The sequence below is a fragment of the Pseudomonas sp. GL_103 genome, assembly GCF_057835175.1.
In genome coordinates, this window is record NZ_CM174420.1 from 1898045 (window position 1) to 1911868 (window position 13824).

General features: G+C 62.6%; 16 protein-coding genes. 14 read left to right on the forward strand and 2 right to left on the reverse strand.

Going from position 1 to position 13824, the window contains the following annotated elements; translation table 11 throughout:
- The first annotated feature begins 21 nt into the window (after nt 1-21).
- The 14 genes from cobO to AC3IP0_RS08690 all read left to right on the forward strand — a co-directional run bounded on the left by cobO (nt 22) and on the right by AC3IP0_RS08690 (nt 11615).
- A complete protein-coding gene (gene cobO / locus AC3IP0_RS08625) occupies nt 22-633 on the forward strand; it encodes a cob(I)yrinic acid a,c-diamide adenosyltransferase (RefSeq protein ID WP_008049722.1) in 612 nt (203 codons plus the stop codon).
- Nucleotides 630-2030 (forward strand): cobyrinic acid a,c-diamide synthase CobB, encoded by a 1401-nt coding sequence (locus AC3IP0_RS08630; protein WP_489327172.1) that lies wholly within the window; start codon nt 630-632, stop codon nt 2028-2030. The genes cobO and AC3IP0_RS08630 overlap by 4 nt, the downstream gene beginning before the upstream one ends.
- A complete protein-coding gene (gene bluB, locus AC3IP0_RS08635) occupies nt 2027-2677 on the forward strand; it encodes a 5,6-dimethylbenzimidazole synthase (protein ID WP_489318924.1) in 651 nt (216 codons plus the stop codon). The genes AC3IP0_RS08630 and bluB overlap by 4 nt, the downstream gene beginning before the upstream one ends.
- Nucleotides 2674-3582, forward strand: coding sequence for an adenosylcobinamide-phosphate synthase CbiB (gene cbiB / locus AC3IP0_RS08640; RefSeq protein ID WP_489318925.1), 909 nt, complete (start codon nt 2674-2676; stop codon nt 3580-3582). Before bluB ends, cbiB begins: the two co-directional genes overlap by 4 nt.
- Nucleotides 3575-4567 carry a threonine-phosphate decarboxylase CobD gene (gene cobD / locus AC3IP0_RS08645; protein WP_489318926.1) on the forward strand — a complete coding sequence of 331 codons (993 nt, stop codon included), beginning with the start codon at nt 3575-3577 and terminating at the stop codon, nt 4565-4567. The genes cbiB and cobD overlap by 8 nt, the downstream gene beginning before the upstream one ends.
- Nucleotides 4564-6015 carry a cobyric acid synthase gene (locus tag AC3IP0_RS08650; protein WP_489327173.1) on the forward strand — a complete coding sequence of 484 codons (1452 nt, stop codon included), beginning with the start codon at nt 4564-4566 and terminating at the stop codon, nt 6013-6015. Before cobD ends, AC3IP0_RS08650 begins: the two co-directional genes overlap by 4 nt.
- Nucleotides 6016-6137: 122 nt before the next feature.
- A complete protein-coding gene (gene cobU, locus AC3IP0_RS08655; RefSeq protein WP_489318928.1) occupies nt 6138-6659 on the forward strand; it encodes a bifunctional adenosylcobinamide kinase/adenosylcobinamide-phosphate guanylyltransferase in 522 nt (173 codons plus the stop codon).
- On the forward strand, nt 6656-7711 hold the full coding sequence (gene cobT / locus AC3IP0_RS08660) for a nicotinate-nucleotide--dimethylbenzimidazole phosphoribosyltransferase (protein ID WP_489318929.1): 1056 nt from the start codon (nt 6656-6658) through the stop codon (nt 7709-7711). The genes cobU and cobT overlap by 4 nt, the downstream gene beginning before the upstream one ends.
- Nucleotides 7708-8283, forward strand: a complete 576-nt coding sequence (gene cobC, locus AC3IP0_RS08665; protein WP_489318930.1) for an alpha-ribazole phosphatase family protein — start codon at nt 7708-7710, stop codon at nt 8281-8283. The genes cobT and cobC overlap by 4 nt, the downstream gene beginning before the upstream one ends.
- Nucleotides 8284-8285: 2 nt before the next feature.
- Nucleotides 8286-9017 carry an adenosylcobinamide-GDP ribazoletransferase gene (locus AC3IP0_RS08670; protein WP_489318931.1) on the forward strand — a complete coding sequence of 244 codons (732 nt, stop codon included), beginning with the start codon at nt 8286-8288 and terminating at the stop codon, nt 9015-9017.
- A 203-nt stretch (nt 9018-9220) separates the two neighbouring features.
- Nucleotides 9221-9625, forward strand: coding sequence for a MarR family winged helix-turn-helix transcriptional regulator (locus AC3IP0_RS08675; RefSeq protein WP_046037619.1), 405 nt, complete (start codon nt 9221-9223; stop codon nt 9623-9625).
- 52 nt (nt 9626-9677) lie between these two features.
- Nucleotides 9678-10886 carry an MFS transporter gene (locus tag AC3IP0_RS08680; protein WP_489318932.1) on the forward strand — a complete coding sequence of 403 codons (1209 nt, stop codon included), beginning with the start codon at nt 9678-9680 and terminating at the stop codon, nt 10884-10886.
- A complete protein-coding gene (locus AC3IP0_RS08685) occupies nt 10883-11005 on the forward strand; it encodes a hypothetical protein (protein WP_007977581.1) in 123 nt (40 codons plus the stop codon). Before AC3IP0_RS08680 ends, AC3IP0_RS08685 begins: the two co-directional genes overlap by 4 nt.
- A 58-nt stretch (nt 11006-11063) precedes the next feature.
- Nucleotides 11064-11615: a glutathione peroxidase gene (locus AC3IP0_RS08690; protein ID WP_489318933.1), complete on the forward strand. Its 552-nt coding sequence runs from the start codon at nt 11064-11066 to the stop codon at nt 11613-11615.
- A 90-nt stretch (nt 11616-11705) separates the two neighbouring features.
- Here the strand turns inward: AC3IP0_RS08690 and AC3IP0_RS08695 are convergent, their stop codons facing one another.
- Together AC3IP0_RS08695 and AC3IP0_RS08700 are read right to left on the reverse strand one after the other, a co-directional pair.
- Nucleotides 11706-12986, reverse strand: a complete 1281-nt coding sequence (locus AC3IP0_RS08695; RefSeq protein WP_489318934.1) for an OmpP1/FadL family transporter — start codon at nt 12984-12986, stop codon at nt 11706-11708.
- A gap of 146 nt (nt 12987-13132) precedes the next feature.
- Nucleotides 13133-13615 (reverse strand): hypothetical protein, encoded by a 483-nt coding sequence (locus tag AC3IP0_RS08700; protein ID WP_046037615.1) that lies wholly within the window; start codon nt 13613-13615, stop codon nt 13133-13135.
- Nucleotides 13616-13824 lie beyond the last annotated feature (209 nt).

Genomic DNA, 13824 nt, shown 5'->3' on the forward strand with positions numbered 1-13824 from the left:
GCCTCAACGGAGAGCTCCCCCATGACTGATACCCCCGATCGTGACGAACGCCACCTGGCGCGCATGCAGCGCAAAAAAGCTGTGATCGACGAGCGCATCGCTAATTCCCCGAACGAGTGTGGCCTGCTGCTGGTGCTGACCGGCAACGGCAAGGGCAAGAGCAGTTCGGCCTTCGGCATGCTTGCCCGCGCCATGGGGCACGGCATGCAATGCGGCGTGGTGCAGTTCATCAAGGGCCGCAACAGCACGGGCGAAGAGCTGTTCTTCCGGCGCTTTCCCGAGCAGGTGCGCTTCCACGTGATGGGCGAAGGCTTTACCTGGGAAACCCAGGACCGCCAGCGCGACATCGCCGCCGCCGAAGCCGCCTGGGCGGTGTCCCGGGAACTGCTGCGCGATCCGTCCATCGGTCTGGTGGTGCTGGATGAGCTGAACATCGCCCTCAAGCACGGCTACCTTGATCTCGATCAGGTGCTAAGCGACTTGCAGGCCCGGCCACCGATGCAACACGTGGTGGTCACCGGTCGTGCCGCCAAGCCGGAAATGATCGAGATGGCTGACACCGTCACCGAGATGGGTGTGATCAAACACGCCTTTCAGGCCGGAATCAAAGCGCAGAAAGGCGTCGAATTGTGAGTCAACCTCGACACTGTCCGGCGGTACTGATTGCCGCGCCGGCCTCTGGCCAGGGCAAGACCACCGTCACCGCGGCACTGGCCCGATTGCATCGCAATCAGGGGCGCAAGGTCCGTGTGTTCAAGTGCGGCCCCGACTTTCTTGATCCGATGATTCTCGAACGCGCCAGCGGTGCGCCGGTGTATCAACTGGACATGTGGATGGTTGGCGAGCAGGAGAGTCGCCGGTTGCTGTGGGAAGCCGCCGCTGACGCCGACCTGATTTTGATCGAAGGCGTCATGGGGCTGTTCGACGGTACGCCGTCGAGCGCCGATCTGGCGCGGCATTTCGGTGTGCCGGTGCTGGGTGTGATCGATGGCACCGCCATGGCCCAGACCTTCGGCGCACTGGCCCTGGGGCTGGCGCGTTATCAGCCGGACTTGCCGTTCGCCGGCGTGCTGGCCAATCGTGTCGGCACGCTGCGCCACGCGCAACTGCTCGAAGGCAGCCTGACTGAAGGCTTGCGCTGGTACGGCGCGCTGTCCCGGGAAACCGGGATCGAATTGCCGAGCCGGCACCTGGGGCTGGTGCAGGCCAGTGAGCTGAACGATCTCGACCTGCGCCTCGATGCGGCCGCCGATGCCTTGGCCAACAGTTGCGAGGTCGCGCTGCCGCCGGCAGTCGAGTTCGCCGCCCCTGATGTCATCGCGGCCGAACCGCTGCTCGCCGGTGTGCGCATTGCCGTCGCTCGCGATGAGGCCTTTGCGTTCACCTACGGCGCGAGCCTGGATCTGCTGCGGGCGATGGGTGCCGAGTTGTCGTTCTTCTCGCCGATCCGCGACCGAGCGTTGCCGGAGGCGGACAGCCTGTATCTGCCGGGTGGTTACCCGGAGCTGCACCATGTTGCGCTGGCGCAAAACACTGCGATGCTCGACGCGATCCGCGCCCACCACCGGGCAGGCAAGCCCTTGCTCGCCGAGTGTGGCGGCATGCTGTATCTGCTCGATTCCCTGACCGATGTCGAGGGCGCTCGCGCCGAACTGGTTGGCTTGCTGGCCGGTGATGCGGTGATGCAAAAGCGTCTGGCAGCGCTGGCGTTGCAGGCGGTGGAACTGCCGGAAGGTTCGCTGCGCGGGCACACCTATCACCATTCGCTGACCACCACGGAACTGGCGCCGATTGCCCGTGGCTTGAGCCCTAATGGCGGGCGCGGAGCGGAGGCGGTCTACCGTGAGGGGCGAATGACTGCCTCTTATGTGCACTTTTATTTTCCGTCGAACCCCTCGGCGATTGCCGCGCTGTTTGCGCCGGAACTTGAAGCCGCCTTCGCGAGCAAGCCCGCTCCCACAGGGGATTGCGTTTCTTCAGGCAGCTCACCTTCAAATGTGGGAGCGGGCTTGCTCGCGAAGAGGCCATGAGCGACAACGCATTCTCTGAAGCCGAACGCGCAGCGGTCTATCGCGCCATCGCCGAGCGCCGCGACATGCGCCACTTCAGCGGCGGCACCGTCGAGCCCGAATTGCTCCGGCGCCTGCTCGAGGCCGCACACCAGGCTCCCAGTGTCGGCCTGATGCAGCCTTGGCGCTTTATCCGCATCAGCGATCGCGCCTTGCGCGGGCGAATCCAGGCTCTGGTGGAAGAAGAACGCATCCGCACCGCTGAAGCCCTCGGCAAGCGCAGCGATGAGTTCATGAAGCTCAAGGTCGAAGGCATCAACGATTGCGCCGAGGTACTGGTCGCCGCACTGATGGACGACCGCGAGCAGCATATCTTCGGCCGCCGCACGCTGCCGGAAATGGACATGGCCTCGTTATCCTGCGCGATCCAGAACCTGTGGCTGGCGTCCCGCGCCGAAGGGCTGGGCATGGGCTGGGTGTCGCTGTTCGAACCACAGGCACTGGCGGACCTGTTGAGGTTGCCGCCCGGTGCCAAGCCGCTCGCCGTGCTGTGCCTGGGGCCGGTGAGGGAGTTCTACCCGGCGCCGATGCTGGTGCTCGAGGGCTGGGCGCAGGCGCGTCCGCTACATGAATTGCTGTATGAAAATTATTGGGGAGTGAGTCGATGAGTGTGGCGTTGTTGAGTGTCGCCGCGGTTGCGCTGGATGCGCTGCTGGGTGAGCCCAAACGCTGGCATCCGCTGGTGGCGTTCGGCCGATTTGCCGAGCGCATCGAACAACGTTTCAACGGCGGCGGTCGCGGCTGGCGCAGTCATGGCGTCACCGCGTGGGTGATCGCCGTATTGCCGCTGACGCTGTTGGCCACGGCATTTTCCTGGGCGCCTTATGTCGGCTGGATCGTCGAGATTCTCGCGCTCTATTGCGCCCTCGGCATGCGCAGCCTCGGTGAACACGTCACGCCTGTGGCCAAGGCCCTGCGCAGTAATGACCTGGAAGCGGCGCGCACGCGGGTGAGCTATCTGGTCAGTCGCCAGACCAGCGAGCTGGATGAAACCGAAGTCGCCCGCGCCGCTACCGAGTCGGTGCTGGAAAACGGCAGCGATGCGGTGTTCGCGGCGTTGTTCTGGTTTGCCGTGGCCGGCGCGCCGGGGGTGGTGCTCTACCGCCTGAGCAATACGCTGGATGCGATGTGGGGTTACCGCAATGAGCGCTTCGAACGGTTCGGCTGGGCGGCGGCGAAGGTCGACGACGTGCTCAATTACATTCCTGCGCGCCTGGTGGCGCTGACTTACGCGCTGCTGGGCAAAACCCGGCTGGCGTTGAAATGCTGGCGCAGCCAGGGCCCGACCTGGGACAGTCCGAACGCCGGCCCGGTGATGGCGGCAGGGGCGGGCGCCCTTGGCGTCGAATTGGGCGGGGCGGCGATTTATCACGGCGAACTGCATCAGCGTCCGCAGTTGGGCGAAGGCGTGCCGGCGGATGCCGACTCCATTGACCGGGGCTGGCAATTGGTCCAGCGCGGGGTATGGTTATGGCTGCTGATTCTCTGCCTGGGGGCCGAATTTTATGCTTGAGCACGGTGGGCGATTGCGCAAGGCGGCGCTCGAATACGGCATAGATGAAGCCGACTGGCTGGACTTGTCCACGGGGCTTGCACCATGGCCGTTCCCGGTGCCGGATATTCCTTTGCGGGCCTGGGCTCGTTTGCCGGAGGCGGACGACGGTCTGGAGCAGGCCGCCTGTGATTACTACGGCACCTTGCAGGCATTGCCGGTGGCCGGCTCGCAAATGGCGATTCAACTGCTGCCGCGCTTGCGTCGGGCGGGCAAGGTTGGCGTGCTGTCGCCGTGTTACGCCGAGCACGCCGAAGCGTGGCGTCGCAACGGCTACATCGTGCGTGAAGTGCTGGAGCAGGAAGTCGACTTCTTTATCGACAGTTTCGACGTGCTGGTGGTGGTCAATCCGAATAACCCCACGGGCCTGTGCCTCACCCCAAGTCGCCTGCTCGACTGGCACACGCGACTGGCCCAGCGCGGTGGCTGGCTGGTGGTGGACGAAGCGTTCATGGATAACACGCCGCAACTGAGCCTGGCGCCGTTTGCCCATCAAGTCGGGCTGATCGTCTTGCGCTCCTTCGGCAAGTTTTTCGGCCTGGCCGGTGTACGCCTGGGGTTTGTGCTGGCCGAGCGCAAGTTGCTCAAGTTGCTCGCTGAACAAGTGGGGCCCTGGGCCGTGAGCGGGGCAACCCGGGTAGTGGGCCAGACCTGCCTGCGCGATACCGAGGGGCAAACGCGACAACGGGTGCGCACCGAAGAGGCCAGCGAGCGCCTTGCGTCGTTGCTGGAGCAACACGGCTTCGAGCCTCAGGGCGGCTGTGCGCTGTTCCAGTGGCTGATCACCGAACGCGCCGAAGAGCTGCATGAATTCATGGCCCGGCGCGGCATTCTCCTGCGATTGTTCACCCACAACAGCAGCCTGCGATTCGGCTTGCCCGGTGACGAAATCGCCTGGGTACGACTGGCGCAGGCGTTCGACGATTTCGCCAAGGAAAACCAATGACCACGCTGATGGTGCAGGGCACCACATCGGATGCCGGTAAAAGCACGCTGGTGACCGCGCTGTGCCGTTGGGCCACACGCCAGGGCGTCAGGGTGGTGCCGTTCAAGCCGCAGAACATGGCTCTAAACAGTGCGGTGACCGCTGACGGTGGCGAGATCGGCCGCGCCCAGGCGGTCCAGGCCCAGGCCGCGCACCTTGAACCGCACACCGACATGAACCCGGTGTTGCTCAAGCCCAACAGTGACACCGGTGCCCAGGTGATCATCCATGGCCGCGCCGTCACGACCATGAATGCGGTCGCCTATCACGACTACAAAACCATCGCCATGCAAGCGGTACTGGCCTCCCACGAGCGCTTGAGCGCAGCGTATCCGCTGGTGATGGTCGAGGGTGCAGGCTCGCCGGCGGAAATCAATCTGCGGGCCGGCGACATCGCCAACATGGGCTTCGCCGAAGCGGTGGATTGCCCGGTGCTGCTGATCGCCGATATCAATCGCGGCGGGGTTTTCGCCCACCTGGTAGGCACCCTCGAACTGCTGTCGCCGAGCGAACAGGCGCGGGTCAAAGGCTTTGTCATCAATCGTTTCCGGGGCGACATTGCGTTGCTGCAACCCGGTCTCGACTGGCTCGAAGAGCGCACCGGCAAACCGGTGATCGGCGTGCTGCCGTACGTGATGGACCTGCACCTGGAGGCCGAGGACGGCATCGATCAACGCCAGACCGATAAAGCCGAACAGGTGCTCAAGGTGGTGGTGCCGGTGCTGCCGCGCATCAGCAATCACACTGATTTCGATCCGCTGCGCCTGCATCCGCAAGTGGACCTGCAATTCATCGGCCCCGGCCAGGCGATTGCGCCCGCCGACCTGATCATCCTTCCCGGCTCGAAAAGTGTGCGCAGCGACCTCGCGTACCTGCGAGCCAATGGCTGGGACACCGCCATCGCCCGGCATCTGCGTTACGGCGGGAAACTGCTGGGGATCTGTGGCGGCCTGCAGATGCTTGGTGAGCAGGTGCATGACCCGCTGGGTCTTGAAGGTGCGCCGGGTTCCAGCGCCGGTTTGGGGCTGCTGGCGTTCCAGACCCAGCTAGAACAAGAGAAGCAGTTGCGCAATGTGCGTGGTCGCCTGGCGCTGGAAGACGCGCCGGTGGCGGGTTATGAAATTCATGCCGGCGTGACCACCGGACCGGCCCTGTCACAGGCCGCCGTGCAGCTGGATGACGGCCGCTGTGATGGTGCGCAAAGTGCTGACGGGCAGATTTTCGGCACCTATCTGCACGGGTTGTTCGAATCGCCGGCGGCGTGCAGTGCGCTGCTGCGGTGGGCCGGGTTGCAGGAGGTGCAGGACGTGGATTATCACGGCTTGCGCGAGCGCGATATCGAGCGACTGGCGGATCTGGTGGAGAAGCATCTGGATACCGGGCTGTTGCGGGAACTCTGTGGATTCTGAGGTGAAAGCTCTGGCCTCTTCGCGAGCAAGCCCGCTCCCACATTAGAACGCGGTCAACTGTGGGAGCGGGCTTGCTCGCGAAGACTGAAGTGGCCACACCGCCCATTTGAAAGGATGTAACCATGCTCCAACTGATCCTCGGCGGCGCCCGCTCCGGCAAGAGCCGCCTGGCTGAAAAACTCGCCATCGACAGTGCTCTGGCCGTGACCTACATCGCCACCAGCCAGCCACTGGACGGAGAAATGAGCGAGCGGGTGGCCCATCACCGCGCCCGTCGTCCTGCCGAATGGGCATTGATCGAAGAGCCGGTGGAGCTGGCCCGGGTGTTGCGTGAAAACGCCCGTGCCGAGCGCTGCCTGCTGGTGGATTGCCTGACCCTGTGGCTGACCAATCTGCTGATGCTCGACGATGCCGAGCGCTTGCACGCCGAGCGTGATGCCTTGCTGGAGTGCCTGGCGTCGCTGCCGGGTGAAATCATTTTTGTCAGCAACGAGACTGGAATGGGTGTCGTGCCGCTGGGCGAATTGACTCGCCGCTATGTCGATGCAGCCGGTTGGCTGCATCAAGCTCTGGCCGAGCGTTGTCAGCGTGTCGTCCTGACCGTCGCCGGCCTGCCCCTGACTTTGAAAGGAACTGCGTTATGACTCAATCCTGGTGGCTGAACCCGTGCAAGCCGGTCGATACCCAAGTGGTCGAACAGGCCCAGGCGCGGCAACAGCAACTGACCAAGCCGGCCGGCTCCCTCGGCCAGCTGGAAGCGCTGGCGGTGCAACTGGCGGGTTTGCAGGGGCGGGTCAAGCCAAGTCTGGAGCAGGTGTGGATCGCGATTTTTGCCGGTGACCACGGCGTCGTCGCCGAGGGCGTGTCGGCGTTTCCCCAGGAAGTGACCGGGCAGATGCTGCTCAATTTCGTCAGCGGTGGTGCGGCGATCAGCGTATTGGCGCGGCAACTGGGCGCATCCCTCGAGGTGGTTGACCTTGGCACGGTAACGCCGTCGCTGGACCTGCCGGGGGTGCGCCACCTGAACGTCGGCCCGGGCACGGCAAACTTTGTACAGGGACCGGCCATGACCCAGGCCCAGGGGCAACTCGCCCTGCAGGCCGGCCGTGACAGCGTGCAGCGGGCCATCACCAGCGGTGCGCAGTTGTTTATCGGTGGCGAAATGGGCATCGGTAATACCACCGCTGCCAGCGCCCTGGCGTGCGCGCTGCTCGATTGCCCGGTGGTGCATTTGACCGGGCCTGGCACCGGGCTCAATGCCGAAGGTGTCAGCCACAAAGCCCAGGTGATCGAGCGCGCCCTGGCACTGCACGGCGCGCAGCGTGGCGATGCCTTGCAGACCCTGTTCAACCTCGGCGGCTTCGAGATTGCCGCGCTGGTCGGTGCCTATCTGGCGTGTGCCCAGGAGGGTGTCGCGGTGCTGGTGGATGGCTTCATTTGCAGCGTCGCGGCACTGGTTGCGGTGCGCTTGAATCCTGATTGCCGTCAGTGGTTGTTGTTCGGTCATCGCGGCGCCGAACCGGGGCATCGTCATGTGCTGGAAACCCTGGATGCGCAACCCTTGCTCGATCTCGGCCTGCGGCTTGGCGAAGGCAGTGGCGCGGCGTTGGCTGTGCCGCTGCTGCGCCTGGCTTGCGATCTGCACGGGCAGATGGCGACCTTCGCCGAAGCCGCCGTGGCAGATCGTCCGGCATGACCTTGCGCGTGGATCTGTTGCGTCACGGTGAAACCGAACTCGGCGGCGGCTTGCGCGGCAGCATTGATGATGCATTGACCGACACCGGCTGGGCGCAGATGCGCGCCGCCGTGGTCGGGCAAGGGCCATGGGATCGACTGGTCAGTTCACCCTTGCAGCGTTGTGCGCGGTTTGCCGAGGAACTCGGTGCGCAATTGGGTGTGCCGGTGCAGCTGGACAAAGACCTGCAAGAGTTGCATTTCGGTACCTGGGAAGGGCAGAGCGCGGCGGCGTTGATGGAAACCGATGAGCAGGCCCTGGGCTTGTTCTGGGCCGATCCATATTCGTTCACGCCGCCTCAAGGTGAGCCGGTTGCAGACTTTTCGGCACGGGTGTTGGCCGCGCTGGAGCGTTTGCACGGGACCTGTGCCGGTGAGCGCATTCTGCTGATCAGTCATGGCGGTGTGATGCGTTTGTTGCTGGCACAAGCGCGGGGGCTGCCGCGGGAGCAACTGCTCAACGTTGAGGTCGGGCATGGCGCGCTGTTTTCGCTGACGGTGGAGCCTGCGGGCTTGTTGAAGGAAGTGCTCTGACCATGCTGCCATTCTGGATCGCCCTGCAATTTCTCAGCAGCCTGCCGATTCGCCTGCCAGGCATGCCTGAGCCCCGGGAACTGGGACGGTCGCTACTGTTTTATCCGCTGGTGGGATTACTCTTTGGCGCGATTCTGTGGGCAGTCAACTGGCTTTTGCTGGGCACGCCGACCTTGTTGCACGCGGCGCTGTTGCTGAGCCTTTGGGTGCTGCTCAGCGGCGGCTTGCATCTCGATGGCCTGGCGGACAGCGCCGATGCCTGGCTCGGTGGCTTTGGCGACCGCGAGCGTACGCTGACCATCATGAAAGACCCGCGCAGCGGGCCGATCGCTGTGGTGACGCTGGTGCTGGTGTTGTTGCTCAAGTTCACCGCGCTGCTGGCGTTGATCGAACAGCCGCATTCACTGGCATTGATCATCGTGCCGTTGATCGGTCGCAGCGCGTTGCTCGGTTTGTTCCTGACCACGCCGTACGTGCGTGCCGGTGGCCTGGGCCAGGCATTGGCCGATCATCTTCCGCGTTCGACGGGCAAGCAGGTGCTGGCGGTCAGCGCGCTGGCTTGTGTGTTGATCGCCGGTTTGAGTGGTGTGGTGGCGGTGGTGTTGGCGGCGTTGGGGTTTGTCTGGCTGCGCCAGGTGATGCTGCGGCGCCTGGGCGGCACGACAGGGGACACGGCGGGTGCGATGCTGGAGTTGCTGGAGGTAGGGGTGTTGGTTGGATTGGCACTGGTCTGAGCGTCGTAATGGTGAATGTTCTGGCCTCTTCGCGGGCAAGCCCGCTCCCACAGGGTTTCAGTTTTGTTGACACAATAGTGGGCACACCGAAAATCTCTGTGGGAGCGAGCTTGCTCGCGATAGCGATCTACCAAACGCCGCCCAATCACTGAACAAAACTCAAGTAACTTGATTTAACCGACTCGCGGGTATATACACGCACCATGCTCGATTCCCAATGTTTATGCATCAACCTGCGTCGCGCCGCCCGTGGCGTCAGCAGGCACTACGACGGCGCTCTCGACGGCTTCGGGATCAACGTTGCGCAGTATTCTTTGCTGTGCAATCTGCAACGTCTGGATCAGCCGAGCATTTCGACCCTGGCCGAGGCCATGGGCCTGGATCGCAGCACCCTGGGACGCAATTTGCGGGTGCTGGAGGGTGATGGCCTGGTGACGCTGGTCGAGGGCGAGGACATGCGCAACCGCATCGTCCTGCTGACCGAGGCCGGGGCAGAGCGCCTCAAGGCGGCCTTGCCGGCCTGGGAAGCCGCGCAGCAACGCTTGATCGATCGCCTGGGTGCCGAGAAGCGCGAAACCTTATTGAAGCTGCTGGACGAACTGGCGTGATGCCGGTTTTTCCGATCATAAGCGGGTATATACCCGCTACCGGAGAACAACAATGACATCGATGTGGCGTACATGCGGCTGGGTTCTGTTGGGGAGTGCGCTGATCCTTGCGTTGTCGCTGGGCGTTCGCCATGGCTTCGGGCTGTTTCTGGCGCCGATGAGCGCCGAGTTCGGCTGGGGCCGTGAAGTCTTTGCCTTCGCCATCGCCCTGCAAAACCTGATCTGGGGCCTCGCACAGCCGTTCACCGGCGCCCTGGCCGACCGCTTCGGCGCGGCGAAGGTGGTGCTGGTCGGTGGCGTCCTGTACGCGGCCGGGCTGATTTGCATGGGGCTCTCCGACTCGGCGCTGACCCTGTCCCTGAGCGCCGGCCTGCTGATCGGCATCGGACTGTCCGGTACGTCGTTCTCGGTGATCCTGGGGGTGGTCGGGCGCGCGGTGCCGCCGGAAAAACGCAGCATGGGCATGGGGATCGCCAGTGCGGCCGGTTCGTTCGGTCAGTTCGCGATGTTGCCCGGCACACTCGGTTTGATCGGATGGCTTGGCTGGTCCGCGGCGCTGCTGGCACTGGGCTTGCTGGTGGCGTTGATCGTGCCGCTGGTGGGCATGCTCAAGGACAAGCCGCTGCCCGTCCTGGGCCACGAACAGACCCTTGGCGAAGCGCTGCGCGAAGCCTGCTCCCATTCCGGTTTCTGGCTGCTGGCGTTCGGCTTTTTTGTGTGCGGATTCCAGGTGGTGTTCATTGGTGTGCACCTGCCGGCCTATCTGGTGGATCAACACCTTCCGGCGACGGTCGGCACCACGGTGCTGGCGTTGATCGGCCTGTTCAACATCTTCGGCACCTATACCGCCGGATGGCTCGGCGGGCGCATGTCCAAGCCGCGGTTGCTCACCGGTCTGTACTTGCTGCGGGCGGTGGTCATTGCGTTGTTCCTGTGGGCGCCGGTGACGACCACCACGGCTTACCTGTTCGGCATGGCCATGGGCTTCTTGTGGCTGTCGACGGTGCCGTTGACCAACGGCACGGTGGCGACCTTGTTTGGTGTGCGAAACCTGTCCATGCTCGGTGGGATTGTTTTCCTGTTTCACCAACTCGGCTCGTTTCTGGGCGGCTGGTTGGGCGGGGTGGTGTATGACCGAACCGGGAGTTATGACTTGATCTGGCAAGTGGCAATTCTCTTGAGCCTGTTGGCCGCTGCCCTCAACTGGCCGGTGCGTGAGCGACCGGTAGAGCGTCTGCAATCACAAATGAGTGCGATATGAACAGTCTTTGGCCGCGGATCGCTGTAGCCGCCGTCTGCGCCTTGTTGCTGGCATTGTCGTGGTGGGGCTGGCATCAGGGCGGGCTGGCGCTGATGCAGTTGGGCATGGGTGCTTGCTAGCGAGCGGCGAGGACGAGTAACGTCGCTTTTGACGAAGAATTATCAAGGATGCACCGACATGCTGATGCGCTGGATTGCAGTCCCCGCGTTGCTAGTGACGTTTACCGAGCTGGCCTACGCGGCCGAGTGCCCGGAGCTGTTGCAAGGATCACTGCAAAAGCTGCGCGCCAAGGAATCCATCGACCTGTGCCAACGGTATGAAGGTAAGCCGCTGGTGGTGGTCAATACTGCAAGCTTCTGCGGTTTCGCCCCGCAGTTCAAAAGCCTTGAGGCGCTGAATCAGCGTTACAAGGGGCAGGGGCTGGAAGTGCTGGGTGTTCCGTCCAATGACTTCAAGCAGGAGTCCAGGGACGGTGCCGAAACCGCCAAGGTTTGTTACGTCAACTATGGCGTGACTTTCACTATGACCGAGCCGCAGTCGGTACGTGGCGCCGACGCAACCCATCTGTTCAAGGTGCTGGCCGAACAGAGCAGTGCGCCAAAATGGAATTTCTACAAATACGTGGTCGATCGCAAGGGGAAGGTGATTGCCAGCTTTTCCAGCCTGACCAAGCCCGATGATCCCGAGTTCATTGCAGCGGTGGAGCAAGCCCTGGCTTCACAACCTTGATCCGCACCCACTAAAAAGCCCCGCCTCTGTACAAGAGGGCGGGGCTTTTTTTGATTCAGCGGGCGAGTGGTTCAGGTTCGCCGTAAATCATCAGAAGCGGTAGGTCGCGCCGAGACCGAAACCGTTCGCGTAGTTATCATACTTGGCGTTGTAGGTCTGGCCATGGTCGTCGCCGTTGACCTTGACCGATTCCTCGCGCAGGTACGAGTACGCCAGGTCGATGGTCAGGTCGTCGGTCGGGCTCCAGCCGGCGCCCACGCTGAAAATCGTGCGATCGCCAGTCGGGATGCGTGGGGAACGGTCGACGTTGTTGGTCGGTGCCTGGTCAACGGACAGGCCGGTACGCAGTACCCATTGCTTGTTCAGCTGGTAGGACGCGCCGATGGCGTGAGCCCAGGTGTCGTGCCAGTTCTGTTCTTCGGTGATGGTGCCGAACTGGCCGTTCAGAACAGCCGGAACACCTTTGTTTTCAACGGTGATTTCTTTCAGGCGGCTCCAGCGGGTCCAGGTGCTGCCGGCGTAAAGAGTCCACTTGTCGTCGAGCTGGTGAGTGACCGAAAAGTCCACCGATTCAGGCGTGGTCACATCCAGCGAAGCGTCGTACTTCTGGCTCGGGTTCTGGCCGACCAGGCCCAGCAGGTTGTAGTTGACCTTGGTGTTACCCTCGAGTTTGTACTTCACTTTCGAGTGGTAGGTCAGGCCGACACGGGTGCTATCGGTGGCTTGGACCAGCACGCCGATGTTGTAGCCCAGGGCGGTGTCGTCACCCTTGATCTTGACTTGACCATCGGGCAATGACGTCAAGGCCGGCAAGGCCGTTATGTTCGATTCCAAGGTGCCGTCGATGCGGTTGATGGTCGGGCCGAAACCGATGGAAACCTTGTCGTTGAAGGCGTAGCTGACAGTCGGTTGCACGGTGACGATCTTGACTTCGCTCTTGCTGCCGAAGTAACGACCCTCAAAGCCGTTTTCGTAGTCGGTTACCAGGCCGAACGGGGCGTATATGCCAATACCGAAGGCCCAATGGTCGTCGATTGGCTTGACGTAGTAACCCATGGGTACGGCGATGAACGGAACCATGTCGCCGTCATTGCTGCCACGGTTGTTCGGGGAGGAGCTTGCGTGGCTGATGTCAGTGTGTGCGTCGATCATCGCAACACCGCCGGTGACTTGTTCGCGCTTGATGCGCGACATGCCGGCAGGGTTGCCAAAAATGGTGGATGCGTCGTCGGCAGAGGAAGATCGCCCGGCAAAACCTGACCCCATCCCGCTGATGCTTTGTTCGTTGAGGGCAAAGCCACTTGCAAAGATCTGGGTGGATGCCATGGCAACGGCGAGACTAATGGTGGTTTTGAGCATTACTTTTTTCATTATTAGAACTCCTGGTGATCACCGGGGCGAAAATTACCAACATTTTCGTTCCGGCGCCATAGGCTGTATGCCTTGATTTAGAGCGGTTTTGTAGGACAATCCGACCAGAATCGCGGCGTGTTGCACGATCTTTGGATCCAAGTGTGTCAGCAGGCTACCTGATTCAGCGGTGAAACACAGGTCTGCCAGGCGCAGGTGAAATCACGCAGACGTCCCTGGGGCTGAAATGTCTGGCGCCAGATTCTGGCCATGCCCAGCAAATCATCAGGGGCGGGGAGGGGGGTGTTCTGTTCTTCCACCAGCAGCCAGGCGATGGCTGTGGCGTAACGCAGGTTGACGGTCAATTCGAGGTGCGGGCCACTGAGAAACGCATGCTGGCTGGCCAGGCCGCGGACCAGGCTTGCACGGTCCGGATCAAGGGCCAGGTAATGGTCCCAAAGGGCCTGGTGGCGGGGCTCGGCGATGCGGTACAGGCCGTGCCCACGGCGGTCATGCAGGGCGGAACCAAGGGCGGACTGGCTGGCGGCAATGCCCAGCAGCAGGGATTCGGCAGTAGCGCTATGACGTCCGAGGTAGATCAAGGTCGGACGAATCACATAACGGCACAGTTCGCTGGCAGCGATACCCATAAAACCCTCGAAACCTGAAATGGACGGCGATACCTGAAAAGGGGCTTGGCAGCAGTGAATCGACTCAGGCTCGCCGCAAGCGGGTCAAGCCGCTTGAGTTGAAGTGTAGTGTCATATTCGCGCTGTAAAGGCCTGTTTTTAAAATATTTCCAGCGACCAGTTATAACCGTTATATCGGATCGTGCTTAGTCGTGACTCGAGGAAAGGGA

Coding starts and splice junctions, on each gene's coding strand:
- cobO (WP_008049722.1), top strand. CDS start 22: ATGACTGATACCCCCGATCGTGACGAACGCCACCTGGCGCGCATGCAG.
- bluB (WP_489318924.1), top strand. CDS start 2,027: ATGAGCGACAACGCATTCTCTGAAGCCGAACGCGCAGCGGTCTATCGC.
- cbiB (WP_489318925.1), top strand. CDS start 2,674: ATGAGTGTGGCGTTGTTGAGTGTCGCCGCGGTTGCGCTGGATGCGCTG.
- cobD (WP_489318926.1), top strand. CDS start 3,575: ATGCTTGAGCACGGTGGGCGATTGCGCAAGGCGGCGCTCGAATACGGC.
- AC3IP0_RS08650 (WP_489327173.1), top strand. CDS start 4,564: ATGACCACGCTGATGGTGCAGGGCACCACATCGGATGCCGGTAAAAGC.
- cobU (WP_489318928.1), top strand. CDS start 6,138: ATGCTCCAACTGATCCTCGGCGGCGCCCGCTCCGGCAAGAGCCGCCTG.
- cobT (WP_489318929.1), top strand. CDS start 6,656: ATGACTCAATCCTGGTGGCTGAACCCGTGCAAGCCGGTCGATACCCAA.
- cobC (WP_489318930.1), top strand. CDS start 7,708: ATGACCTTGCGCGTGGATCTGTTGCGTCACGGTGAAACCGAACTCGGC.
- AC3IP0_RS08670 (WP_489318931.1), top strand. CDS start 8,286: ATGCTGCCATTCTGGATCGCCCTGCAATTTCTCAGCAGCCTGCCGATT.
- AC3IP0_RS08675 (WP_046037619.1), top strand. CDS start 9,221: ATGCTCGATTCCCAATGTTTATGCATCAACCTGCGTCGCGCCGCCCGT.
- AC3IP0_RS08680 (WP_489318932.1), top strand. CDS start 9,678: ATGACATCGATGTGGCGTACATGCGGCTGGGTTCTGTTGGGGAGTGCG.
- AC3IP0_RS08685 (WP_007977581.1), top strand. CDS start 10,883: ATGAACAGTCTTTGGCCGCGGATCGCTGTAGCCGCCGTCTGCGCCTTG.
- AC3IP0_RS08690 (WP_489318933.1), top strand. CDS start 11,064: ATGCTGATGCGCTGGATTGCAGTCCCCGCGTTGCTAGTGACGTTTACC.
- AC3IP0_RS08695 (WP_489318934.1), bottom strand. CDS start 12,986: ATGAAAAAAGTAATGCTCAAAACCACCATTAGTCTCGCCGTTGCCATG.
- AC3IP0_RS08700 (WP_046037615.1), bottom strand. CDS start 13,615: ATGGGTATCGCTGCCAGCGAACTGTGCCGTTATGTGATTCGTCCGACC.